This window comes from Paenibacillus yonginensis (assembly GCF_001685395.1).
Classification (GTDB): domain Bacteria; phylum Bacillota; class Bacilli; order Paenibacillales; family Paenibacillaceae; genus Fontibacillus; species Fontibacillus yonginensis.
Genome location: NZ_CP014167.1, coordinates 1,119,134 through 1,144,903, shown reverse-complemented (window position 1 = coordinate 1,144,903; position 25,770 = coordinate 1,119,134). Strand labels below are relative to the sequence as shown.

Here is a 25,770-nt window from a genome sequence, read left to right as displayed (position 1 = left end):
CTATACCAATTAACAGGAAAGAAGCAACCAAGATGAACTCCCGGCTGCTTCTGCCCAAGCATGGTTACATGCAAAAAATATGTTTTCCGATCGTCTTCACTTGAGGACGGCTCCAAATCCATTTCGAGGTGGCCGTTTCCGGGTTGAAGTAATACAAACATCCGCCGGAGGGATCCCAGCCGTTAAGTGCCTGTCGGACGGCTTTCCGGGACGATTCGTTAGGCGTAAGCCAGATTTGCCCATCCGCTACCGCGGTAAATGCACCCGGTTGAAAAATAACGCCGGAAACCGTGTTTGGAAAACTCGGCGATTTCACCCGGTTCAAAATAACGGCCGCTACTGCTACCTGGCCTTCGAACGGCTCGCCCCGGGCTTCGCCGTTGACGGCATTGGCCATAATTTTAAGGTCATTTTCCGTCAGATTCAAAGCGTTGGCCGAACCCAATGAAGAGTCGTTATCCGATTCTTGTGCCCCTCCATTGGCTGCATCCCCCGCGCCGCCGGATTGACCGGCTCCGGATGCAGCGCCATGATTCGGGTTCGGGTTATAAGAGGAAGCTTCCGGCTTCCAATTCTTTGTAGCATTATAAAGCTTTAATTTCGTTTTGTCCCCGGCGACACCATCGGGCTTCATGCCAAACTGCTTCTGGAACGTATAGACAGCATCCCGGGTTACTGTTCCATAATAGCTGTCCAGGCTGCCCTTGTAGAAACCCAGGAATTTCAAACGTCCCTGCAATTCATAAACATCCTGGCCAAATGCGCCAACCTGCATCACTTGTGAAGTGAAGGCGGGTTTGGACAATTCGGAAGCGGGCTGACCGTTTTGCGGAACGTTGTTCTCCGGCTTATGGAAGTATAACGATCCCAAAACCATGCCGACAAGAGTAAGCATCAAACCGGCTGAAATCCAGTTTTTCATATTTGTCATACGCTTTAGCTCTACCTTTCTCTGTGGTTTAACCAAGTGTGGGTAACTTTAGTATGACAACAGGTTCAGGTTCCTATGCATCTTTTTGCCGAAGCAAAAAGGCCGTCCAGCTTTAAGCTGAAGCGGCCTTTGTCCAGGCTGATGCATGCATCCTCAGGAGCTTATGCGGTTTTGATTATACTGCTCGGCAGACACCAGCACTTCCCTTGGTTTGCTGCCCTCATAAGGGCCTACTATGCCGCGGGCTTCCATGGAATCAATCAAGCGGGCGGCCCGGGTATACCCGATCCGCATTCTCCGCTGCAGCAGAGAAACGGAGGCCTGCTTCGCCTCCAGAATAATCTGGACTGCCTGATCATAAAGCTCATCCAACACTTCTTCCATCTCCTGCTGGGTATCGTCCACTTCCGGCACCAGACTTTCGTCATATTCGGCTTGACCCTGGCTGCTGACATACTGGACGATTGTCTCCACCTCCTGGTCGCTCATGAAGGCCCCTTGAACGCGGACCGGCTTGGACGCTCCCATCGGCATAAACAGCATATCCCCGCGGCCCAGCAGCTTCTCGGCTCCGGCCATATCAAGGATGGTGCGCGAATCGACCTGCGAGGATACCCCAAACGCAATCCGCGAAGGAATGTTGGCTTTAATCACCCCGGTAATAACGTCTACAGACGGGCGCTGGGTGGCAATGATCAAATGAATGCCGGCAGCCCGCGCCATCTGCGCCAGACGTGCGATCGCATCCTCGACGTCATTTGCGGCAACCATCATCAAATCGGCCAGCTCATCCACAATAACGACGATATAAGGAAGGATGGCATCCGGATTGTCTTTCATTAAATTGTTGTATCCTTCAATGTTTCTGGTGCCCGATTTGGAGAACTTCTCATATCGTTTCTCCATCTCGACAACAATTTTCTTGAGCGCCAGCGAGGCTCGCTTCGGATCGGTCACAACCGGTGCCAGCAGATGCGGAATGCCGTTATATACATTAAGCTCGACCATTTTAGGATCGACCATCATAAATTTCACTTCATCCGGCTTGGCTTTAAACAAAATACTCGTAATAATCCCGTTAATACATACGGATTTCCCCGAACCGGTCGCACCCGCTACAAGCAAATGGGGCATCTTGGCCAGGTTGCCCACAATCGTCTGCCCTGATATATCACGGCCAAAAGCGATCGACAGCTTGGACTCGGCTTTCTGGAAGGTCGCTGTTTCCATTACCTCCCGCATCGTCACGATTGAAACCTCGCTGTTCGGCACCTCGATGCCGATAGCGGACTTGCCGGGAATCGGCGCCTCCATCCGAATATCCTTGGCCGCCAAAGCAAGCGCAATATCGTCGGTCAAATTGACAATCCGGCTGACCTTGACCCCGATATCCGGCTGGATTTCATACCGCGTCACCGCAGGTCCGCGTACAACCTCAAGCACCCGCGCTCTGACTCCAAAGCTTTCCAGCGTGGCCTCCAGCTTACGTGCCGTATTCATATAATCGGCCTGATCTCCGCCTTTATTCCCGTCGCTTGGTCTCTCCAGCAGACGGAAAGGCGGCAGCTTATAAGGTTTAGGCTTGGGTTTGGGCGGTTCTGCCTGAGCCGGCTGCTCAGCATGTTCACCGCTTCCAGCGCCTCCTGCTGTTCCCTCTTCCTTTATGGCTGCCGACCCTGGATTCAGAGTATCCTCTTCTTCAAGATCCATGCCAGAGGCACCTTCCCCATGCTGTCCGAACACTTCTTCCTGCTCCTGGTTCACCGGACTGTTAGCTTGAGGGCCTTCATAACCTGATTCGTCCCCCGCTCCATAGTCTTGTCCCACTCGGTTCCCATGTTCCGCAACAGAAGAATAAAATGTCTCTTCATGATCATCCTCGTAATCCCCATTCTCCTTGCGAATATGATCGAAGAAATCGCGAATAATCAACCCCCGCTCTTCTTCCTGCCGCGGATTCAGCTCGGCCGCAGGTTCAGTACGGTCAAACCCGCCGCTAAACTTAACCTCGTTCCAGTCTACCGAATCAGCAGTATCCGAAGCAGGCCCTGTAATAATCGCCGGGGAGGCATTGTCTTCAAAAGGAGCGTCCAAATCGGCTTCATCCATCAATGGCTGCCGCTCCTGACGATTGCCTTTAAAACCAAGAAGCTGAAAGAAAACCGGCTTCTTCGGAGCTGCCGGGCCAGACGGAATTTCAGACTCCGGATCGTAATCCTCGTCATCGTCGTCCGGATCAAAGGCCGGAGCAGCAGACGCCTTGACCGCAGCCGGCTTTGCCTTTCGCTTCTGCCCGGCGGGAACCGCTCGGAGCGTCCGCAATTTGCGGGAAATTACTTCTCCCAGATTAAACACCCGGGTCCGAACCAGCCTTCCCAGTTCTACAAATGATAGATTCGTAATAAGCATAAAACTGATGGCAAACATCACAATTAAAATCAGTTTGCTGCCGGTCAGGCCAAAAAGCATGCTGAGCAGCGCAAATTCGGCCGCTCCTATGTATCCGCCGCTGATATCCAATTTAAAGATAGATACCGCCCCGCCATACCCGGGCATACTTAACGCTTGCTGCAAATCAATCCGGGTTTGGTTAAAAATATGGTTTGGCGTTAAAGCCCCGACAGGCGTCAGCTTTAATTCCATGGCGGAAATCGTGCTCATCAGCGCAAAAGACAACACGACCAATACCAGGCCGCTTTTTCTGCTGGTCCATTTATTGGGCCAATGGCGCTGAATCATCACCGTAAGTCCGGCATAAATGCCGATAAGCGGAATGACAAAATAAAATTTGCCCAACATCAGGGCCGCCATTTTAGACAGCGATCTGCCAACCGCTGCTTCCCCTGACAAGGCAATAATGGACAAAGTAATCAGGATGATCCCGTAGATTTCATATTTTAAAATGCGGGTTAAAGCTGTCTTTTTTCTCTTGCGTTTCTTACCGGCCACAGGAACACCTCCAGATGAATATTATACCATATTCTCTGGAGGGTACCTAGAGGAATCCCGCGCCCGTTACGGCTTTTTCATCAAAACAGGCATAAAGGCGATCTCTTGTCCCGGCGCGTAAGCCGGATTCAAATAATCCTCCAAACCGCATCGCAGCAGCCGGACGATGGTCGCTTTATGATCCGCCTCCAACCGCACCTGCATAAGCACACCGCCAAGCTCCAGCTCCACATAATTTTCTTGCGTTTCATACCCTTCCCACAACGCTTCTTCCGGCACAATCGTATAAATACTCATTGCTGCAGTCCCCCTTGAGCGGAAAGTGTCTTTTTGGCTTGGATCAAACTGTTCAGCTTAAGCATCGCGTCTCCAATTCCGCCGAGCGCATCAATCAGTCCGTATTTCACAGCATCCGAGCCGCCTACGGCCGTTCCGATATCCCGATTCAATTCGCCGGTTTTGAACATCAGCTCCTTGAACTTCTTCTCCGTAATCGCCGAGTGGCTTGTGACGAATTTGACGACTCGTTCCTGCATTTTCTCGATGTACTCAAAGGTTTGCGGCACCCCGATTACAAGCCCTGTCATGCGAATCGGGTGAATGGTCATCGTAGCGCTTTCCGCAATCAGCGAATAGTCGGAGGAGACGGCAATCGGAACCCCTATGCTGTGCCCCCCGCCAATGACTACGGTTACGGTCGGTTTTGTCAGCGAAGAGATCATTTCCGCAATCGCCAATCCGGCTTCGACATCTCCGCCCACCGTGTTCAGCATCACCAGAATACCTTCGATTTTCGGATTTTGTTCGGCCGCTACCAGCTGGGGAATCAGATGCTCATATTTGGTTGTTTTATTTTGCGGCGGCAGCATAATATGGCCTTCAATCTGGCCGATGATGGTCAGGCAGTATATATTGGAGGCTTCCGCTGCAGGGACGGCGGTTTGCCCCAGCTGCTGAATCGCTTCCATGACTTGAGAACCGGTTCCCTCTGGCCCTGCAGGCGCAGGGGAAGGGGACGGAGACGGTTCGGGAGTTTCGTTCTCTGTATCTTTCATAACAAATCGTTCGCTCATGTCCTCATTCCTTTCGGCTTCGTTACGCCGCTTAGTATGCCGACAAATTTAGGTTGCCATGCAAAAAAGCCCCCTCTCCCCCGAAGCCATCCAATGCTTCAAGGTGGAGAAGAGGCTGTGTGCCTGGTTATGCAGAATGAGGTCTGTGATAACGCTGGCAGCCGATCATTAATTAACTTCCATAATAATTGGAAGAATCATCGGTCTGCGGCGGGTTTGCTCGTAAAGGAAACGTCCAAGCGAATCCTTGACATTGGTTTTCAGCGATGCCCATTCGTTGACTTTCTCGCTCATCAGCTTCTCAAGCGTGCTGCTTACAATGCGGTTCGCTTCATCCAGCAAACCTTCGGATTCCCGAACATATACGAAACCTCTGGAAATAATATCCGGACCAGAGACGATTTTGCCATCTTGTTTGCTCAGCGTAACTACTACAACAAGGATACCATCCTGGCTCAGCAGCTTACGGTCACGCAATACGATGTTTCCTACATCACCAACGCCCAGTCCGTCAATCAGGACGATGCCCGACTGCACTTTGCCTGCCTTGCGGGCAACCCCGTTTTGGATTTCAACAACATCGCCGATGTCGATGAGGAAGATGTTCTCATGCTCCACGCCTACGCTTTCGCCAAGCAAAGCGTGTCTGCGAAGCATCCGGTGTTCACCGTGAATCGGAATAAAATATTTTGGCTTCATCAGGTTCAGCATCAGCTTCAATTCTTCCTGGCTGCCGTGACCGGATACGTGAACGCCGGAATTGGAACGGCTGTAAATTACATTTGCGCCAAGGCGGAACAATTCGTCAATGGTACGGCCTACATATTTCTCGTTGCCTGGAACCGGAGTAGCTGCAATGATAACGGTATCTCCCGGCAAAATATCCACCTTACGGTGAGTGGAACGAGCCATTCGTGTCAAAGCGGACATCGGTTCGCCCTGAGAACCCGTGCACAAAATCACAACACGATCAGCAGCCATTTTATTGACTTCTTCAGGTTCGATAATCAAGCCGTCCGGTACCTCAAGATAACCCAGATCGGATGCGATTCCTACTACGTTAACCATACTGCGGCCGATAATCGTTACTTTACGCCCCGTATTGTAAGCGGCATTCATTACCTGCTGGATCCGGTGTACGTTGGACGCAAAGGTTGCCACGACAACCCGTTGCTCGGCTTTGCTGAAGATATCATCGAGCACTTCGCCGACACTCTTCTCCGATGGCGTAAAGCCCGGCTTCTCAGCATTCGTACTGTCAGAAAGCAGGGCAAGCACGCCCCGTGCGCCGATTTGAGCCATCCGCTGCAAATCCGCAAATTGACCGTTAACTGGAGTATGGTCAAATTTAAAGTCACCCGTGTGGACCACATTGCCTTCCGGCGTCTCTACGCATACGCCAACCGAGTCCGGAATACTATGGTTTGTAGCAAAAAACGTTGCTTTCAGCGTACTTCCCAGCTGGATTTCCGAATCGGCATCAATCAGAATCCGTTTGGTTTCTCCCAACAGGTTGGCTTCTTTCAATTTGTTCTCAACTAGTCCGAGTGTCAGCTTAGTTCCGTAAACCGGAACATTCAAATTTTTAAGTACGTACGGCAATCCGCCGATATGGTCTTCGTGCCCGTGCGTCAATACGATCCCTCTGACTTTATCGCGATTCTCAGTCAAATAAGAGATATCGGGAATGACGATGTCGATGCCGAGCATGTCCTCCTCAGGGAACTTAAGGCCCGCATCAATGACAACGATGTCATTGGCGTACTGAATTACGTACATGTTCTTCCCAATTTCGGCTACGCCGCCGAGCGAGAAGATGCTTAGTTTGTCATTATTATTTTTTTTGGACAAGACGATCTAACCCTCCTATAAATTTGGACGTCATATTTTGTTAAACGATATAAGAAAAGGACCTACTCCCCTTAAAAGACAACATAAACGCAGTTGAAGAATAAACTTCCGTTGCCGGCGGCCCCAATGCGCATGTAGAATTTTCTGTGGAAGTTTGTTCTTATACTAAATTTCTAAAATATACCGCACCCAGTCACTTGAACTCATTATACATGATTAATTTGTCAAAACACAAGTCGGCCTTCCTTCCCATTCCTGCTTACCTTGTCTCGATACAGAAAAACCGATGCCCCGCAGGGAGCATCGGTTTTTAACAGCATGACCTTTATTTGGACTTTAATTAACCAAAGTTTGGATAAATCCTTAAACTCGTTCAGCAAGCAGCGAACGGATAAATTGCTGTTCTTCTTCCGTCGCCGGAACCAGAGGCAGTCTGACCGAACCTACTGAAATACCGCGTTCATTCAAGGCAAACTTAACGGCAACCGGATTCGGAACCGGGTGCGGAGCCTCGAATAGCCCTTTAAAGAGCGGCAGCAGCCTCTGGTGCAGTTTCGCCGCTTTGGCCACCTCGCCGCCCAGATAAGCTTCGATCATGTCCTTCATCTCGGCACCGGCAATATGGCTGGCAACACTAACGATGCCGTGTCCTCCGACCGCCAGGGCAGGCAGCGTTGCGGCATCTTCTCCGGAATAGACTCTAAACCCGGCAGGCGCTGCCGAGACCACTTGAGCCACCTGCTCAAGCGGGGCGCACTCCTTAACAGCTACTATGTTATGGATTTCAGCCAGGCGAAGAATGGTTTCCGTGCTTAAGCAGGCAACCGTCCGGCTTGGAACGTTATACAGCATGATCGGCAGGGTCGTTGAGGTTGCAATAGCTTCAAAATGGCGGAACATGCCTTCCTGATTTGGTTTATTGTAATAAGGCACCACCAATAAAGCCCCGTCCACCCCAAGCTTTTCCGCCTCTTTGGTCATCTTGATCGAAGCTTCGGTGGAGTTGGTGCCGGTACCGGCGATAATTTTGCAGCGGCCTGCGGCATGTTTGACCGCAAAATCAAATAAAAGCAGCTTCTCCTCGGTCGACAGTGTTGGCGATTCGCCCGTGGTCCCGCTGATCACAAGCGTGTCGGATTTCTGATTTTCCACTAAATAATCTATAAGCTTTGCGGTCTGGTCCCAATCGATTTGCCCAGCTTCATCAAAGGGGGTGACCATCGCAGTCACTAATCTTCCGAAATCCACAATTCGTCCTCCTCATCTGTGTTTGACTTTCTTTAAGCTGCCGATGAATCGGCTTTAGATATGAAGCTCAAATTTTTTATGAAGAGCCCTTAAGGCCTGCACCATATCTTCCTTATGAACCAACACCCAGATCGTCGTGTTCGAGTCCGCGGACTGCAGAATCTGAATATCCTTCTCGGCCAGCGCTTCGACGATTTTGGCCATAATCCCGGGAACGCCGTTAATTCCCCCGCCTATAACGGATACTTTGGCGCAGCCGGTCAAGATCTTCGGACTTAACCCCAGCTCTCTGAGCTTGTCGGCGGCTCTGTCCGCTTCATAATCAAAAACCGTATAAACGACCCCAGTTGGGGTTACGTTAATAAAGTCTACACTTATATCATTCTCTGCCATGGCTTTAAACACCTGCAATTGAAGCTTGTAACTTCCTTCGCCGGATTCCACCATGATCTGTGTGACATTGCCGACATAAGCAATTCCCGTTACAAAGCGGTCCACCACACCCGCCTGGACATCTTTGAAGCCTTCCGGATTCGCAACAAGCGTACCTTTTTCGTCACTGAACGTCGACCGGACGCGCACCGGTACACCGGCCTGCATGGCAATTTCAACAGCCCGCGGATGAATGACCTTGGCTCCCTGATGGGCCATATTGCAAATTTCGGCATAGCTGACATAAGCCAATGGTTTGGCATCTTCGACAAGCCGCGGGTCTGCAGTAAGAATACCGTTTACGTCTGTGTAGATATCTACGATTTCGGCATGCAAAGCCGCTCCAAGCGCCGTAGCCGAAGTATCGCTTCCTCCCCGGCCAAGGGTGGTAAAATCGCCGCTGGCGCTTTCGCCCTGAAACCCGGTCACGATCACCACGCTTTTGTCTTCAAATTCTTTAAAAATCCGGTCCGGCACAACGTCCAGAATCCGGGCGCTGCCAAAATGCGCATCCGTTCTGAAGCCGGCTTGAGCGCCGGTTAATACCGTGGACGAAATGCCTTTCGCTTCAAGCAGGCTGCACAGGGTAGCGGCTGATATGATTTCGCCGCAGCACATCAACAAATCCTTTTCCCTGGCCGGAAGTGCGTTGCCGTTTGCCGCGGCTAAATCGAGCAGGGTATCCGTAGCATAAGGGTCTCCTTTGCGGCCCATGGCCGAAACAACGACCACTAGGCGGTACCCGTCCGCCAATTCTCTTGTTATATGCTTAAGCACATGTTCTCTCGCTTCCGACGTAGCCAAAGAGGTGCCGCCAAACTTTTGCACCAAAACACGCATGGAACTCAACCTCCAACTTAGATGAACCAACTTTCATTCCGGGTCAGGAATGGATGTATTATTTTTTTATCGTTATGAAGAAAAGAACGGCCGATTTCTCGGCCGGTCCTGTATATCCCAAATTAAGATTTGGCTACAAATTGTTCGGCGATTTGAACGGCGTTCCAAGCGGCTCCTTTAAGGAGGTTATCCGACACGATCCAAAGATTGAGGCCTCGGCTGTTCGTCAAATCGCGACGAATGCGGCCGACGAACACTTCATTTTTGCCGGCGGCTTCAGAAGCCAGCGGGTAAGCCTGCTGGGAAGGATCATCCACCAGCACGACGCCCGGCGCTTCCGAAAGCAGCTGCTTCACTTCCTCCAGATCGAAATCCTGCTTGAGTTCCACGTATACCGATTCTGAGTGACCGTATACTACAGGAATCCGAACGCAGGTTGCCGTCACTTGTACCGAATCATCACCGAAGATTTTTTTGGTTTCACGTACCATTTTCATCTCTTCCAAGGTATATCCGTTGTCCTGGAATTTATCGATTTGAGGAATGGCGTTAAACGCGATCTGATGTTTCACCGGCAGCGAGCCTACCGGAAGAATGTCAGGCGTTGTGGCGCCGTTCTCCAGAATTTCTTTGGTTTGACGGCGCATTTCGTCGATGGCGCGAGCTCCTGCACCAGATACGGCCTGATAGGTCGATACGATAATGCGGTCAATGCCAAACTTATCATAAAGCGGCTTAAGCGCCGCAACCATTTGAATGGTAGAGCAGTTCGGGTTGGCTATAATCCCTTTATGCTCCCAAATCTTCTCTGCGTTGACTTCGGGAACAACAAGCGGTGTATTTTCATCCATCCGAAAAGCGTTGGTGTTGTCAATACATACAGCGCCATGGCGAACCGCATGAGGGGCAAGCTCCTTGGAGACATCGCCGCCTGCGCTGAACAGCGCAATGTCGATGCCCTCAAAACTATCCGGACGAGCTTCCTCAACGACAATTTCCTGTCCCTTAAAGGTAACGACAGTTCCCGCTGAACGGGCGGAGGACAGCAGCTTAAGCTTTCCTACCGGAAAATCCCGTTTCTCTAGTAGTTTTATGATTTGTTCTCCAACGGCTCCCGTCGCTCCTACTACAGCGACATTCCATCTCGTTTTGCTCATCTGGTGCGTCTCCCCTCAACTATCTAATAATTATTATATAACATATAATTGCAGTTTCGCAGGGCTGCAAAAATTGATCAGCCCTGAACGCGCTGAACCAGCATCGGCTGAATTTGTTTGCCCTGCAAAGCGGCATAGCAAGCTTCAGGAATCAAACTCATATCGGCCACAAGCGAATTTGGCTTGCCGGTCGGATTATCTTGGCCAAACGGCACAAAATAGAAATTTTTGGCCGCCAGCAATTTAGCGATATTCGCTGCGTTTAAGCCAAGCCCGTCATTCGTGGAAATGGCAATGACCACCGGTTTATGGTTGCGCAGCATTCCTTTGGCCGCCATCAGGACAGGACTGTCTGTCATGGCGTTGGCCAGCTTGCTTGTCGTATTCCCCGTGCATGGAGCTATCACAATAATATCCAGCATATTCTTGGGTCCAAGCGGCTCTGCATCTACAATTGAAGAAATGATATCATTCCCTGTCAATTCTTTCAACTGCTTTTGCCAGTGTAAGGAGGTGCCAAACCGCGTATCCGTAGTCATTACGGATGGCGAAGCGATTGGAATGACCTTGGCCCCGAGCTGCACAAATCGTGAAACCTGCTCCATAACCTCTTCAAGCGTACAATGTGAACCCGTAAGCGCATAGCCTACCGTTTTGCCTTCAAAATTCACCGTTCATCCCCCCGTGTCGTTAACTCCTCTTCCAATGATTGACAAATACAATTGGCCATAATGATTCCGGCCGTGCGGGGAGCGACAATTCCGGGTAGACCTGGCGCCAAAATCGCCTTGATGCCCCGTTTCTCGGCAAACCGGAAATCGGTGCCGCCCGGGGCAGAAGCAAGATCGATAATAACCGCCTTTGGCGATAATTTTGATAGGACTTGTGCTGTGATAATCATATTCGGAATTGTATTAAAAATCAAGTCAACACCGCTCGCCTCATTGGCCAAATCCTGCGTCAGAAAAGGGTTCCAGCCGAGTTCCTCCGCTCTGGCAAACTGCTCTTTCCTTCTAACGCCCATCTTCACCTTAGCGCCGATCCCCTGCAGCGTTCTTGCCATGGTGAATCCCGTCCTGCCCATGCCCAGCACCGCGCAGGTAGATCCATGTATAGTGATGTCGGTGTTTTGTATCGCCAGCATCAGCGCGCCTTCAGCGGTAGGAATGGAATTGTAAATGGCAACATCGTCCCGGTCCAGCACCTGAATGACCTTTATGCCGTACTTCTCGCACAGTTTAAGCAGGTAAGGCTTCGCCACACCTGTGTAGATCAAAGCATGCTTGGGCAGCGCAGCGATCAGCTCCTCTTTAAGCACCGGCTTCTCTTCCGAGAATGAGGTGCTTACAACTCCGGTGTCACTGCAGCTGAGTACAGGCAAAATGAGCACATCCGCTTCCGACATCAGATCTTCGGTCAGCTTCTCCCCCGAGACCCCATGAGGCAGCGGCTTCAGCTGATCAAACCCCGCAAGCTTGACGGCAGCATCCAGTTCGGCACACTTACCGATTACCTCCAGCTGGCGCGCATCGCCACCCAGAAATACAATCGTCAGTCCGGTAAGCATTATTGGATGTCACTCCCTTCAGACTAACTTTTATCCATGTATCTTATGCAGGGGAGGAGCCGGGGGTGAGGGCCCTGCGCAAAGGTCGGAAGGAAGGCCAGATTTCTCCGGCGGAGAGGCAGGCGCACTCAGCAAAAAACCGCTTGTGCAGCCAAGAGGTTCCCTCGGCACACAAACGGTTTGGTTAATCGTGGTTCAAGATATGGAAGATAGGCAAATGAATTAATTCCGGCCGGTATGGCCAAAGCCGCCGCTTCCGCGCACCGTTTCGGACAAGACGTCTACCTGCTGCAGTTCAACAGCCGGCACCGCCTGGAAGACCATCTGCGCGATCCGCTCGTTGCGTTTGATCGTAAACGGCTCCTGCCCGAGATTGATCAGCAGAACCTTGATTTCGCCGCGATAATCCGCGTCAATAGTTCCCGGCGTATTCAGGCAGGTAAGGCCTGCTTTAAGCGCCAGGCCGCTTCTTGGCCGGATCTGAGCCTCGAGGCCTGCCGGCATCGCCAGCGCAAAGCCGGTAGGCACAAGCCCGCGTTCCCCTGGTTTCAGAACGAAGTCTTCCTCTACAGCGGCATAAAGATCGAATCCGGAAGCCAGCTCGGACATTTTACGGGGAAGTTCAATATCTTCATTTCCCGGAAGGCGATTAATTTGTACTAGATACGACAAGCTCATCTCTCCTTAATCCTGATATTACTTTATCTGAAGCACCCACCATCGCTAGCGCAAAAGGCTGCTTGAACATCCGGGCGATCACGTCCTCGATATCCTCCATCTTCACCGCTTCGATCCGGCTGATGATTTCATCAAGCGTGTAGTGTTTGCCGAGCATCAGTTCATTTTTGCCGAGACGGTTCATCCGGCTGCCCGTGCCCTCCGAGCCCAGAATCAGGCTGCCTTTCATCTGCTCTTTGCCTTTATGCAGCTCATCTTCGGTCAAACCCTTGTCACGAACCTCAAGCAGCAGCTCTTTCGTCAATTCCAGAACCTCTTTGGTCTGCTTAGGGGCCGTTCCCGCATAGATCGAAAATAAACCGCTGTCCGCATAGGAACTATGATAGGAGTACACGGAATAAGCAAGCCCGCGTTTCTCCCGGATTTCCTGGAACAGTCTGGAGCTCATGCCGCCTCCGAGCGCATTGTTGAGCAGCAGCATCGCATACTGCTTGTCATGGCCGCTTGGCAGTCCCGGAAAGGTTAGACAGATATGATTCTGTTCGGTTTTTTTCCTGTAAAATCGCAGGTCGCCTACAAAGTCAGGCTCAACCAGCTGCTGCTCGCCTCCAGTGATGTTGAAGCCGCCGAAATATTTCTCCAGCAGGTCGATTATCCCCTCATCATAATTGCCGGCAATGCTGATCACGGTATTGTCCAGCGTATAATGCTCCTTCATATACCGGTGCAGCTTGGCCGAATCCATAGGCTGCAGACGTTCTTCCGTACCCAGAATCGGGAAAGCCAAAGAATGGCCGCCGTACGCTGCTTCAGCCAGAAGATCATGCACCATATCATCCGGCGTGTCTTCATACATGGAGATTTCTTCGAGGATAACATTTTTCTCTTTTCTCAGCTCTTCCTCGTCAAACTGGGAATGGAAAAACATGTCCGCCAGCACGTCCATGGCAATCTCCAGATGCTGATCCAGCACTTTGAAGTAATAACACGTATATTCTTTGGAAGTAAAGGCGTTCACATTCCCGCCGATCGCGTCGAACTGCTCCGCAATGTCTTTGGCGCTGAAACGTTCTGTGCCTTTAAAGAGCATGTGCTCGATAAAATGGGAAATGCCGTTCTCCTCGATCTTTTCGTTCCTGGATCCTGTTTTCACCCAGATGCCGAAGGAAACGGAGCGAAAAGTCGGAATTTTCTCCATCACGACTCTAAGGCCGTTGTTTAACTGCGTCTTGATCACGAAAGGACCTCCTAGAGTTCCTTGCCTGCTGTCGCCAGCGGCAAAATTATAAACAGGGTTATGATTGCATCTTCCGATGCGAGTCTTACTGATCGTACCAAAAAAAGGCGATGCACTCAACCTTCCGGATCGTCTAACCGGTCGGAAGACAACGTTTCGGCCACGGTTCCCGGCTTAAGTCCCTTTGCTTTCAGCGCCTGGATGATGCCTTTCAGCGAAGCCTTGGAAGAGGCGGTTGGGTGCATCAGAATCAGTGAACCGGCCTCTGCTTTTCTGGAAATCTTAGCGATGACCGAAGCCGGATCGGGGTTTTTCCAATCTACGGTATCGACCGTCCAAAGGACGGTTTTCAGCCCCTGCGCTGCCGCAATTTCTACCGTACGCTGATTGAAGTCGCCTGAAGGCGGGGCGAACCAGGTATTATTGACGCCGAGCGTATCCTTGAGCAGCTGCTTGGTTTTGACGATTTCCAGTGTCGCCCGTTCCTTGCTGAGCTGGCTCATGTTCGGATGCGAATAGGCGTGATTTTCGATTTCGTGTCCCCGCGCCTGAATTTCTTTGGCCATCTCGGGATTTTTTTTCAGCCAGCTTCCATCCAGGAAAAAAGTTGCTTTAACGCCCTCCTGATCAAGCGTATCCAGCATCGGCTTTATGTACTCGTTGCCCCAGGCAACGTTAATCATCAGAGCCGCCATTTTTTTATGCGGGTTCCCTTTGTAGATCGGCTGAGGCCCCAAATCCTCCAGCGAGATCTTCGGTTTGATTTCCCGGTAGACATAATAGATTTTGGACACTTCGGCACTGCCGGGTTCAGCGAGCTTCCGTTTCTCAACCGTTCTTAAATAGGTGGCCTGGGCGTCTACTTCGCGGCCATTATAGCCTGGTACCGCCTTCCAGACCCGGTCAACGACAGCGTCAATCGGCTGCTCATTTAATTTCAGCGCCTCAGCTTCAATTTCTTTCCTCAGATTGGCCTCCTGGCCCGACTCATCATCCGCTTGCATAGCGAACACGGCTTCAGCCTGCGGCTGTCCGCCTTGATACCAGCTTTCCTGAATATAATCGCGCAGCCCTCCTGCTTGTCCGAGCAGAAGAATCGCTCCAGCTCCCGCTACGACCGCTATCGCCTTACCCCTCTTTGGATTCACCGATCATTCTCCCTTTCACCTGTATGTCCCATTATTATGACGATGGTCCAAGGATTATGAATCGGGCAAAAGAACGCAAAAAAAGAGCCAGAATCGTTGTTCTGTCTCTTTCTTTCCCGGTCACCCTGCGGATAACTGGTGTGCTGAATTTAGTCTTGTTTAACCGCTTCCGGTGTCAAGGTAGCTTTGCGGGAAAGGTTGACCCGGCCCTGCTGATCGATTTCCGTAACTTTTACTGTGATTACGTCACCGATGGCCACCACATCCTCTACCTTGCCTACACGTTCCGTGGACAATTGAGAAATGTGCACCAAACCATCTTTACCCGGCAAAATTTCCACAAACGCGCCAAACTTCTCAATCCGTTTAACCGTACCGGTATAAATTTCGCCGACTACTACTTCCTTCACGATACCTTCGATGATCGCACGGGCTTTATCGTTCATTTCCGGGTTGGAGGAAGCGATAAATACACGGCCATCCTGCTCGATATCAATCTTCACGCCGGTGTCCTCAATGATTTTATTGATGACTTTACCGCCTGCGCCGATGACATCGCGGATTTTGTCCGGATTGATCTGCATAACCATAATCTTAGGCGCATAAGGGGACAGATTTTCTTTTGGTTTGGAAATGACTTCCGTCATTTTATCCAAAATAAACATCCGGCCTTCTCTTGCCTGCTCCAGCGCCTCATTCAAAATCTTGCGGTCGATGCCGTCGATTTTGATATCCATTTGAATGGCGGTTACGCCTTCTCTGGTACCGGCCACTTTAAAGTCCATGTCGCCAAGATGGTCTTCCATGCCTTGAATGTCGGTCAAGATGGAGACATGGTCTTTATCTTTGATCAGACCCATTGCTACACCCGCTACCGGAGCTTTAATCGGCACGCCTGCATCCATCATGGCCAGCGTACTGGCGCAGATACTAGCCTGGGAAGTCGAACCGTTGGATTCGAGTACCTCGGAGACCAGACGAATCGTGTAAGGGAATTCCGTTTCGGAAGGAATGACCTTGGAAAGGGCACGTTCCCCCAAAGCGCCATGACCGATTTCGCGGCGGCCAGGAGCGCGGAGCGGACGAGCTTCGCCTACGCTGAACGGCGGGAAATTATAGTGGTGCATAAACCGTTTGGTTTCTTCCAGATCGATACCATCCAGAATCTGTACATCGCCAAGCGCGCCAAGCGTACAAATACTGAGAGCCTGAGTTTGTCCACGTGTGAACAAGCCGGAGCCATGCGTACGCGGCAGCAGGTTGATGTCGCATTCAATCGGGCGGATTTCGTTCAGCTTACGACCGTCCGGACGCACTTTATCATGCGTAATCAGACGGCGCACTTCTTCTTTGACAATATCATGCAGCACTTCTTTGACATCGCTTAAGAGCTCTGGAGTCTCTATGTACTCTTGCTCAAAGAAAGTAACGGCATCATCGTTAATGGCGTCGATCGCATCCTGTCTGGCATGCTTCTCGGCGATTCTCACCGCTTGTACCAAACGTTCCGCCGCAAATTCGCGAACCGCACGATTCACTTCAGGATCCACCGCATGGAGTTTGACTTCCATCTTCTCCTTGCCGGCAATCTGTACGAACTCTTCGATGACAGCTACGATGTTCTTGATTTCGTCATGGCCAAACATGATCGCTTCCAGCATCACTTCTTCCGGAACCTCATTGGCTTCCGCTTCTACCATCATGATCGCATCTTTGGTTCCTGCAACCACAAGATACATGTCGCTGGCTTCCTGCTGGGCGATGTCCGGGTTGATAACAAACTCGCCGTTCACGCGTCCTACCGCAACGCCGCCGATCGGCCCGTTAAATGGAACATCGGAAATACTCAGCGCTGCCGAAGTACCGATCATGGCGGCGATTTCAGGCTCACAGTCCTGATCCACGCTCATGACCAGATTCACGATTTGTACGTCATTGCGGAATCCTTCCGGAAACAGCGGACGAATCGGACGGTCTGTCAAACGGCTGGCCAGAATGGCTTTTTCGCTTGGACGTCCTTCGCGTTTAATAAAGCCCCCTGGAATTTTGCCGACCGCATACAGCTTCTCTTCATAGTTGACCGTAAGCGGGAAAAAGTCGAGGTCTTTCGGCTCCGAAGACGCCGTTACCGTACAAAGCACGGCCGTTTCACCGTAGCGCACCATGACAGCCGCGTTAGCCTGCTTGGCCAATCGGCCGGTTTCCAGCACAAGAGGTCTTCCTCCAAGCTGCATTTTCACTTGCTTCTCCATGAAATCCCTCCTTCAAAGGTTACCTTTTATATTCGGTTCTATACCATTATTTCCTGCAAACATCGCGTAATTCATGGCTACGCTAAAAAGCAACCAGGCAGGCCGCCGTTCGCTTTCATACGAGCGGTAACAGCGGCAACCAGGCTGCTTCCAAAGTAAGGTTAAAAATTAGCGGCGCAGACCGAGTTTTTCGATCAAAGCACTGTAACGTTTAACGTCTTTGTTTTTCAGGTAAGCCAGAAGCTTACGACGTTGTCCGACCATTTTCAGCAATCCACGGCGGGAGTGATGATCTTTCTTGTGTGTACGCAAGTGGTCAGTCAAGTTAACGATGTTCTCAGTAAGGATAGCAATTTGCACCTCTGGAGATCCTGTATCGGACTCGTGAGTTTTGTGCGCTTCGATCAGTTGAGTTTTACGTTCTTGAGTCAATGCCATCCTGTTCACCTCCTTCATTATAATCGCCGTTAGCCTCGTAGCCGCCGGTGAGAACGGACAACCAAGCTAAGGTTATGTGCTCCATAAGAACACTTCGAAAAGTATACCACATTTCAAGTATAAAAGTAAACTTGTAACCCTAAAGAATTGGAAGTTTCTCCTTGCAGGGAATGGAAGTTTTATCTATGACAGCCATTCCCGAGCCGTGTCCGCATCGCGGCCGATCTGGGCAATCAATTCATCAATCGAGGAGAATTTCCGTTCAGGCCGGATATAAGAGATCAGTTCAATGGCGAGCTCCTGCCCGTAAATATCCTGACTGAAATCAAAGAGATGGACCTCCAGCGATGGCTTGGTCACCCCTTCATGAAAGGTAGGTTTAACTCCAAGGTTCATAACCCCCGGCAGCCAGCGATCCTCGCCCTTCAGCTGAGCCTTGACCGCATAAACGCCTTTCACCGGCAGGACAAAGTGTTCAGAAGGCTCAACGTTAGCTGTCGGAAAGCCGATGGTGCGTCCTCTCTTCTCTCCGTTGATGACGTTCCCCCTTACAACATAAGGACGGCCGAACCAGTTCGCTGCAAGATCAACCCGTCCTTCATGCAGCCATTTGCGGATGCCGGAGCTGCTGACCTTCTCCCCTTCTATTAAAAAAGGCGGCACGGTATGTACGTTAAACTGCGGTTTGCCAAGCTCACGGAGCTTATCCGCATCACCTGCGCCTTTATGTCCAAAATGAAAATCAAAACCCACCACCGCCGTTTGAATGTGCAGCGGCAGCAGCATGCCGGCCACAAATTGCTCCGGGCTTATCTTGGAGAAGGTCTCATTAAATTCCACGACATAAAAATAATCGATGCCAAGCTCACGGAGTAGACGCTCCTTCTCGGCCGGGGGGGTCAAGTAGCCGTCGTAATCCCCTTTTTTCATTACTTCTTTGGGGTGCGGATAAAACGTCATGACCGCGGCAGGCATGCCAGCCTCCCTGGCTAAAGCAATCGCAGCCTTGATGACGCTCATATGACCCAAATGAAGTCCGTCGAACTGGCCCAGGGCCAGCACCTGCGGAACCGCAAAACGTTCCACCACTTTCTCCGCTAACGGATAAGACAAATTTACGGTTTCCATAACCTCTCACCTGCATTCCAATAAATTGTCCCGGCAAACCGGCATACAAACTCTATCTATTGATTCTGGGCGAATACCTTCACCGGAGCAATCGCTCCCGATTCGGCTTCGCGTTTATAGATGCCAAGAAAACGCCGGTCCGGACCATACAGCCGAATGACCTCGTCCCGTTCCGGAAGCGGCTGAACGACCGATGGGGACAACCGTTGTCCCTGCAGCGCCGCTCTCACTTTCTCTTCCGCAACCTGCACCGCCGTCAAATGACTTACGGCCTCGTCCACCGGAATCAAATGCTGCTGCAGCGTTCCTTCGGCTGCATAACGTGAAATCTCCTCAAAAGTCAGGCAGCGTTCATCCGTAATCCCCGCCGAAATCGTCCTTTTGAGCACGGACATGGCGGCCGGCATGCCAAGCGCCTCCCCGATATCCACGCACAAGGTACGGATGTAGGTTCCTTTTGAGCATAATACGCGGATCGAAATCTCCGGAAAGGGAAGGTCCGGCTTAAACCCGGTCAGCTCCAGCTCATGAATCGTTACCTCACGCGCTTTGCGTTCAACCGTTTTGCCTTCGCGGGCCAGCTCGTACAGCCGTTTGCCGTCCTGCTTCAGCGCCGAATACATCGGAGGCACCTGGGAGATGGTTCCACGGAATAAGCCCAAAGCCTGCTGAACCTGCTCCAGGCTGACTTGAACACCTTCGTCAAGCTGCCGGGTAACGGTTCCTGTCATGTCCTCCGTATCCGTTGCAAGACCGAGCACCAGAGTAGCTTCATATTCTTTGGGCAGCTCCTGTAAATATTCGACCATCCGGGTCGCCCTGCCCAGACAAAGCGGCAGTACGCCGGTAACCTGAGGATCCAGCGTTCCGGTATGGCCGATCCGCTTCATTTTCAAAATGCCCCGTGTTTTGGCCACTACATCATGCGAGGTGAAACCAGCCGGCTTGAGAACCGGTAAAATACCTTCGTATTCCATCATAACTCCTGCTTCACCCGCTCTACAACTGCTGCAACGGCTTCCTCCAGCGAAGCCTCAAGCCGGGCGCCAGCTGCGCGCACATGCCCGCCCCCGCCGAAGCTTTGAGCCACGGCAGCTACGTCAACCTTGCCGGCCGAGCGCATGCTGACCTTGACAGCCTGGTCGTTAATGACTTTAAACAGCATGCCGACCTCTACGCCGGTAATGTTGCGCGGATAATTAACGATGCCTTCAAGGTCTTCATGGATCGCCCCGGCTGCCTGCATATCGGCATCTGTAATGCTGACCCAGGCCAATTTGCCGTCTTCACTAAGCTGCAATTTGTTTAAAGCGATCGATAAAATTCGAAGCTGCGGATAAGTCATCTGCTCCAGCAGGTGCTCCGAAATCCACGGGCCGTCGATCCCGTATTCCAGCAGCTTCGAAGCAATCGACATCACCTTCGGCGAAGTATTCGAATAACGGAATCCGCCAGTATCGGTCAACATGCCGGTGTAGATTGCAGTTGCAGCGTCCTGATCCAATTCCACTCCCACGCGGGCTATAAGGTCGAATAAAATTTCGGCCGTAGCCGCTGCCCCCGGAACGATGACATTCACCGCACCATAGGCGTCATTGGTTGGATGGTGGTCAATATTCAGCAATACGGCGTCTTCCGCAAAATATTGTTTGGTTGTGCCCACTCTCTTGAAATCTGCGCAATCAACGCAAATCACATGTTGATATGTCCGCGAAAGAGGCAGGGCGGACAGATCCACAATTTGATCGGCATGCCACAGGAAAGACATGCGGCGTGGGATAGGCCCTTCATTCACCATAACGTATTTTTTGCCCAGACATGAGAGAAGCCAGCCTACCGCAAGGGTAGAGCTGACTGCGTCTCCGTCGGGCTGCACATGCGATACGATAAGAAAATCGTCGTGCTTCTTAATATAATCGACAGCACTCTGGAATTCCGGTTCGCTAATCTGCATAGCCCTCTCCTTTAGTTCCTTATTTATCTTCTTTCGTAATCTCGCCGAGCAGCTTCTCAATATGACTGCCGTATTCGATGGACTCGTCGAATTTGAAGATCAGCTCCGGCGTATGGCGCAAACGGATTAATTTGCCGAGCTCACTGCGCAGAAATCCGCTTGCTCTTTCAATACCTTTCAGAGAAGCCTGTTTCTCTTCCTCGCTGCCAAATACGCTGAGATAAACTTTGGCTTGGGACAAATCGTTGGTCACATCAACGCCCGTCACGGTTACGAAACCGATGCGCGGGTCCTTCAGCTCATTTTGAATCAGCAGGCTGAGTTCCTTTTTGATTTGTTCGCCAACTCGGCCAGGACGATTATTTGCCATCAATAACACCTCTTTATCTATCTTGAAAGCACCGGCCGTACTGCCAGCCGGTGCTCATCAAAGCGGTCAGACCGCATTTTCAATTATCATGTCCAGGCGTTCCTAAGAACATAGCTGAGATTAATGTTTAACCTCTTCCATAATGAACGCTTCGATTGTGTCGCCCTCTTTAAGGTCATTGTAGCCGTCAAGCGTAATGCCGCACTCGTAGCCTTGTGCAACCTCTTTAGCGTCGTCTTTGAAGCGTTTCAGGGAATCGATTTTGCCTTCAAAGATGACGATGCCGTCACGGATCAGGCGCGCTTCAGCAGAGCGGGAAATTTTACCGGAGGTAACCATACAACCGGCAATCGTGCCGACTTTACTGATCTTAAAGGTATTCCGCACTTCGGCATGGCCGATAACCGATTCCTTGAAGACCGGATCAAGCATCCCTTTCATCGCCTGTTCGATCTCTTCGATCACGTTATAGATAACGCGATGCAAGCGGATGTCTACTTTCTCCTGCTCGGCTGTCAATTTCGCCTGGGCTTCAGGACGAACGTTAAAGCCGATTACGATGGCATTCGAAGCCGCCGCCAGGATGATATCGGATTCGGTGATAGCGCCAGCGCCGCTGTGAATGATCTTAACGCGTACGCCTTCAACCTCGATCTTCGCCAGCGAGCTCTTCAAAGCTTCTACGGAGCCTTGAACGTCACCTTTGATAATCACGTTGAGGTCTTTGATTTCGCCTTCTTTGATCGCATTAAACAGATCATCCAGCGTAACACGCGTGTTGCTGTTAAGCTCGGACTGACGATGGGTGATCGAACGTTTATCGGCGATGGAACGGGCTTTGCGCTCGTCCTCGAACACCATAAACGGATCGCCCGCGCCTGGAACCTCGGTCAACCCGGTGATCTCTACCGGTGTGGAAGGACCTGCTTCCTTCAAGCGGCGGCCTTTGTCGTTCACCATGGCACGCACGCGGCCGAAGCAGTTGCCGGCTACAAACGCGTCGCCGATCTTCAGCGTACCGTGCTGTACGAGTACGCGGGCAACAGGACCGCGGCCTTTATCGAGCTCGGCTTCAATAACCGTACCTCTGGCCCGTTTATTCGGGTTGGCTTTATATTCATTCACTTCAGCGACCAGCAGAATCATTTCGAGCAGTTCTTCGATGCCGAGCTTCTGTTTCGCTGAAACGTTAACGAAGATCGTATCCCCGCCCCATTCTTCCGGAACCAGTTCATATTCCGTAAGCTCTTGTTTGACTTTGTCCGGATTGGCACCCGGTTTGTCGATTTTGTTGACCGCTACAATGATCGGCAGGCCAGCCGCTTTGGCATGGTTGATGGCCTCTACCGTCTGCGGCATAACGCCGTCATCGGCTGCTACCACAATTATCGTCATATCTGTTACCTGAGCGCCGCGCGCACGCATAGCTGTAAAGGCTTCGTGGCCCGGCGTATCGAGGAACGTGATTTTCTTATGATTAATTTCAACCTGGTAAGCGCCGATATGCTGGGTGATACCGCCGGCTTCGCCAGCAGTTACGCTGGTTGAGCGGATCGTATCAAGCAATGTCGTTTTACCATGGTCAACGTGGCCCATGATCGTAACGACCGGCGGACGGACTTCCAGATCGGCCGGATCGTCATTTTCCTCCAAGGTTTCAAAGCGGTCATCTTCAACCGGTATCTTCACTTCAACTTCCACACCGAAATCACCGGCAAGCAGCAGGATCGTATCCATATCCAGCTCTTGGTTGATCGTCGCCATAACTCCCAAAGAGATCAGCTTCTTAATCACTTCAGAAGCATCTTTATGGAGCAGTTTGGCTGTTTCACCGACGGTCATTTCGCCGCGGACAATAATTTTCTTAGGCGTATTGTCAATTTTCTCCCGGCGTTCCTGCTGTTGACCGCCTTTGCCGCCGCGGCCCCCTCTGCCACCGCGATTATTGTTGCCGCCGCGGAAACCACCTCTGTTGCCATCTTCAAAACGTTTCTGTCCGCCGCGGTTGTTGCCGCCGCCATCGCGTCTTGCTCTGTCCTGCGTAGAGCCCGGACGACCTGAGTCGCCGCCGCTGCGGTTCGCTGAAGACTGAGGTCGGTTCGCACCGCCCTGTCCGCCTCCTTGGGCCGGACGATTTCCTCCTTGGCCTCCGCCCTGGGATGGACGGCTGCCGCTGTTCTGCGGTCCACGTTTTGGACCGCCGCTTGGGTTGGGACGGTTGTTCTGGCCTTGCGGACGTCCAGAACCTTGACGATCTCCCCCTTGGGAAGATGGTCGACTTCCGCTGTTATTCTGACTGCTGCCGTTGGATTGATTGCTTCTGGTTTGTGTCGCCACTCCGGCGCTCTTCGTTTGGTTCGTCGTTTTATTGTTATTCATGCTTACCTGCTTTTCTGATTGATTTTTGTTGTTGCTGGTGCTTCTTATAGCGGAATTGTCTTGACCTGCCTGCGTTTGAGACTTCGATTCCGGGGTTCTTCCGTTCCCCGAGGAAGAAACAGAAGCCGCTTTCGCCTGTCCTCCGCCCGAAGCGGCAGCACTATCGCGTTTGGCTGCTGCATTGTTTTTAATATCTTTAAAAAATTGTTCCACCTTGGAGACCGCGTCATTCTCCATAACACTCATGTGGTTGTTCACAGGAATGTCCAGGCGTTTAAGAATGGTGATAATTTCCTTACTGCTCATATTTAGCGACTTGGCATATTCGTACACTCTCAGTTTATCTTTGTTCTCTTGTTTACTCAATATACTCCACCTCCGACGTCATACTCACGGTTTTACGCAATAGGTTTGCGAATCCTTGATCCGTCAGCGCGAGCACCACCCTTTCCGGCTTGCCCACACTGGCTCCAAGGCTTTCCCGATCAAATCCAATCAGCAAAGGAACTTGATAAGTTCCGCATTTGTCGCGGAATTTCTTACGTGTATTGAGTGAAGCATCGCCAGCCACAATGACCAGCTTGGCTTCCGATGAGCGGATGGATTTAGTCACGATCTCATCCCCGGTGATCACTTTGCCGGCGCGCATAGCCAGCCCAAGCTGCGACAAAGCTTTGCTACTCATCATCTTCGCTCCCGTTCCGGGAGTTGATAAACTCTTCTTCCACGGCGACGAAATCTTTAGCAAGCTGCTCATAAATGTCCGAATGCACCGGCGATTTCAGTGCACGGTCGAGCGAACGGTTCTTGTGCGCCAGCTTGAAGCAAGCTACACTTCCGCACAAATAAGCTCCGCGTCCTGACTTCTTGCCGGTGAGGTCGATCATAATCTCGCCTTCAGGAGTCTTGACTACCCGAATCAGCTCTTTCTTAGGCATCATCTGCTGGCATGCCACACATTTGCGCAGCGGCACTTTTCTTGTCTTCATGACCTAGCCCCCCGTCCTACTCAAACTTAATCAACTGAGACGGAATCCTGCGGCATTTCTTCGCCATCCGAAATCGGTCTGCCAAATTCTTCTTCCGCCTGGGTTTCACTTTTGATATCAATCTTCCAGCCGGTTAACTTGGCAGCCAGGCGCGCGTTCTGGCCTTTGATGCCGATGGCCAGGGAAAGCTGATAATCAGGCACGATTACGCGGGCCATCTTCTCGGCTTCAAAAACCTGTACCTCCAGCACCTTGGACGGGCTGAGCGCATTTGCTACATATTCCTCCACATTATCGGAGTAGCGCACGATATCAATCTTCTCGCCGCGCAGCTCATTGACGATCGTTTGCACGCGCTGGCCTTTGGGACCTACACACGAGCCCACCGGATCAACCTCAGCATTGCGGGAATAAACGGCGATTTTGGAACGGAACCCCGCCTCGCGTGCAACCGATTTAATCTCCACAACACCGTCGTAAATTTCCGGAACCTCCAGCTCGAACAAACGTTTTAGCAGGCCCGGATGACTGCGGGATAACAGGATTTGAGGACCTTTTGTCGTATTCTCAACTTTTGTAATGTAAGCTTTGATGCGGTCGTTGTGTTTGAATTTCTCATTCGGCATCAGTTCGTTGAGCGGAAGATGCGCTTCCACTTTGCCGAGATCCACGTAAATATTGCGAAGATCCTGGCGCTGGACGATACCGGTTACGATATCTTCCTCTTTGTCCACGAAGGCGTTATAAATCAGCCCGCGTTCCGCTTCACGGATACGCTGGGTCACGACCTGCTTGGCGGTTTGCGCGGCGATACGTCCGAAATCGCGAGGGGTAACCTCAATTTCAGCTACATCATCAATTTGAAATCCGGGATGGATTTCACGCGCAGCCGGCAGCGAAATCTCCGTGCGGGGATCCAGCACTTCTTCAACGACCAGCTTGCGTGCAAACACTTTGATACCGCCGGTGTTGCGGTTCATATCAACACGAACATTCTGAGCCGTATTGAAATTACGCTTATAACTAGAAATCAACGCGGCTTCAATCGCTTCGAACAGAATGTCCTTGCTGATCCCTTTCTCTCTTTCCAACTCATTTAAGGCTTCAATAAAATCCATACTCATTTGCCTCAAGCTCCCCCTTTCAAAA

23 protein-coding genes are annotated in these 25,770 nt (G+C 51.3%); all 23 read right to left on the bottom strand.

From position 1 onward, the window contains the following. Positions 1-64: 64 nt before the first annotated feature. Positions 65-931, bottom strand: coding sequence for a spore cortex-lytic enzyme (gene sleB / locus AWM70_RS05280; protein WP_068694664.1), 867 nt, complete (start codon positions 929-931; stop codon positions 65-67). 153 nt (positions 932-1,084) lie between these two features. Continuing rightward, positions 1,085-3,880 carry a DNA translocase FtsK gene (locus AWM70_RS05275; RefSeq protein ID WP_068694663.1) on the bottom strand — a complete coding sequence of 932 codons (2,796 nt, stop codon included), beginning with the start codon at positions 3,878-3,880 and terminating at the stop codon, positions 1,085-1,087. Positions 3,881-3,946: 66 nt separating this feature from the next. After that, positions 3,947-4,177 carry a YlzJ-like family protein gene (locus AWM70_RS05270; RefSeq protein WP_068694662.1) on the bottom strand — a complete coding sequence of 77 codons (231 nt, stop codon included), beginning with the start codon at positions 4,175-4,177 and terminating at the stop codon, positions 3,947-3,949. Next, positions 4,174-4,935: a ClpP family protease gene (locus tag AWM70_RS05265; protein ID WP_083180528.1), complete on the bottom strand. Its 762-nt coding sequence runs from the start codon at positions 4,933-4,935 to the stop codon at positions 4,174-4,176. The genes AWM70_RS05270 and AWM70_RS05265 overlap by 4 nt, the downstream gene beginning before the upstream one ends. A gap of 186 nt (positions 4,936-5,121) precedes the next feature. After that, the gene (locus AWM70_RS05260; protein WP_068694660.1) at positions 5,122-6,804 is read right to left on the bottom strand and encodes a ribonuclease J; all 1,683 of its coding nucleotides are present in this window, start codon (positions 6,802-6,804) and stop codon (positions 5,122-5,124) included. A 363-nt stretch (positions 6,805-7,167) separates the two neighbouring features. Further along, on the bottom strand, positions 7,168-8,055 hold the full coding sequence (dapA, locus tag AWM70_RS05255; protein WP_206093448.1) for a 4-hydroxy-tetrahydrodipicolinate synthase: 888 nt from the start codon (positions 8,053-8,055) through the stop codon (positions 7,168-7,170). A gap of 51 nt (positions 8,056-8,106) precedes the next feature. After that, the gene (gene dapG, locus AWM70_RS05250) at positions 8,107-9,324 is read right to left on the bottom strand and encodes an aspartate kinase (protein ID WP_068694658.1); all 1,218 of its coding nucleotides are present in this window, start codon (positions 9,322-9,324) and stop codon (positions 8,107-8,109) included. A gap of 122 nt (positions 9,325-9,446) precedes the next feature. Next, positions 9,447-10,481, bottom strand: coding sequence for an aspartate-semialdehyde dehydrogenase (locus AWM70_RS05245; protein ID WP_068694657.1), 1,035 nt, complete (start codon positions 10,479-10,481; stop codon positions 9,447-9,449). A gap of 77 nt (positions 10,482-10,558) precedes the next feature. After that, positions 10,559-11,152, bottom strand: coding sequence for a dipicolinate synthase subunit B (locus tag AWM70_RS05240; RefSeq protein WP_068694656.1), 594 nt, complete (start codon positions 11,150-11,152; stop codon positions 10,559-10,561). Continuing rightward, entirely contained in the window at positions 11,149-12,048 is a 900-nt protein-coding gene (gene dpsA, locus AWM70_RS05235) for a dipicolinate synthase subunit DpsA (protein ID WP_068694655.1), read from the bottom strand. Before dpsA ends, AWM70_RS05240 begins: the two co-directional genes overlap by 4 nt. A 222-nt stretch (positions 12,049-12,270) precedes the next feature. Continuing rightward, positions 12,271-12,726: a dUTP diphosphatase gene (gene dut, locus AWM70_RS05230; protein WP_068694654.1), complete on the bottom strand. Its 456-nt coding sequence runs from the start codon at positions 12,724-12,726 to the stop codon at positions 12,271-12,273. Further along, on the bottom strand, positions 12,698-13,963 hold the full coding sequence (locus tag AWM70_RS05225) for a M16 family metallopeptidase (RefSeq protein WP_068694653.1): 1,266 nt from the start codon (positions 13,961-13,963) through the stop codon (positions 12,698-12,700). The genes dut and AWM70_RS05225 overlap by 29 nt, the downstream gene beginning before the upstream one ends. A 116-nt stretch (positions 13,964-14,079) precedes the next feature. Next, positions 14,080-15,111: a polysaccharide deacetylase family protein gene (locus tag AWM70_RS05220; protein ID WP_068694652.1), complete on the bottom strand. Its 1,032-nt coding sequence runs from the start codon at positions 15,109-15,111 to the stop codon at positions 14,080-14,082. A 149-nt stretch (positions 15,112-15,260) separates the two neighbouring features. Next, positions 15,261-17,363: a polyribonucleotide nucleotidyltransferase gene (pnp, locus tag AWM70_RS05215; RefSeq protein WP_068694651.1), complete on the bottom strand. Its 2,103-nt coding sequence runs from the start codon at positions 17,361-17,363 to the stop codon at positions 15,261-15,263. Between the two features lie 168 nt (positions 17,364-17,531). After that, positions 17,532-17,801 carry a 30S ribosomal protein S15 gene (rpsO, locus tag AWM70_RS05210; protein WP_068694650.1) on the bottom strand — a complete coding sequence of 90 codons (270 nt, stop codon included), beginning with the start codon at positions 17,799-17,801 and terminating at the stop codon, positions 17,532-17,534. A 183-nt stretch (positions 17,802-17,984) separates the two neighbouring features. Continuing rightward, positions 17,985-18,929 carry a bifunctional riboflavin kinase/FAD synthetase gene (locus AWM70_RS05205; protein ID WP_068694649.1) on the bottom strand — a complete coding sequence of 315 codons (945 nt, stop codon included), beginning with the start codon at positions 18,927-18,929 and terminating at the stop codon, positions 17,985-17,987. Positions 18,930-18,985: 56 nt separating this feature from the next. Next, the gene (truB, locus tag AWM70_RS05200; RefSeq protein WP_068694648.1) at positions 18,986-19,909 is read right to left on the bottom strand and encodes a tRNA pseudouridine(55) synthase TruB; all 924 of its coding nucleotides are present in this window, start codon (positions 19,907-19,909) and stop codon (positions 18,986-18,988) included. Next, complete coding sequence (locus AWM70_RS05195; RefSeq protein WP_068694647.1) at positions 19,906-20,883, bottom strand: DHH family phosphoesterase; 978 nt, start codon at positions 20,881-20,883, stop codon at positions 19,906-19,908. The genes truB and AWM70_RS05195 overlap by 4 nt, the downstream gene beginning before the upstream one ends. 19 nt (positions 20,884-20,902) lie before the next feature. Beyond that, positions 20,903-21,253 (bottom strand): 30S ribosome-binding factor RbfA, encoded by a 351-nt coding sequence (rbfA, locus tag AWM70_RS05190; protein WP_068694646.1) that lies wholly within the window; start codon positions 21,251-21,253, stop codon positions 20,903-20,905. Positions 21,254-21,373: 120 nt separating this feature from the next. Continuing rightward, entirely contained in the window at positions 21,374-23,998 is a 2,625-nt protein-coding gene (gene infB, locus AWM70_RS05185; protein WP_068694645.1) for a translation initiation factor IF-2, read from the bottom strand. Further along, positions 23,991-24,320, bottom strand: a complete 330-nt coding sequence (locus AWM70_RS05180; RefSeq protein ID WP_068694644.1) for a L7Ae/L30e/S12e/Gadd45 family ribosomal protein — start codon at positions 24,318-24,320, stop codon at positions 23,991-23,993. The genes infB and AWM70_RS05180 overlap by 8 nt, the downstream gene beginning before the upstream one ends. Further along, entirely contained in the window at positions 24,310-24,621 is a 312-nt protein-coding gene (gene rnpM, locus AWM70_RS05175; RefSeq protein ID WP_068694643.1) for an RNase P modulator RnpM, read from the bottom strand. The genes AWM70_RS05180 and rnpM overlap by 11 nt, the downstream gene beginning before the upstream one ends. 26 nt (positions 24,622-24,647) lie before the next feature. Next, complete coding sequence (nusA, locus tag AWM70_RS05170) at positions 24,648-25,745, bottom strand: transcription termination factor NusA (protein WP_068694642.1); 1,098 nt, start codon at positions 25,743-25,745, stop codon at positions 24,648-24,650. Between the last annotated feature and the right edge of the window lie 25 nt (positions 25,746-25,770).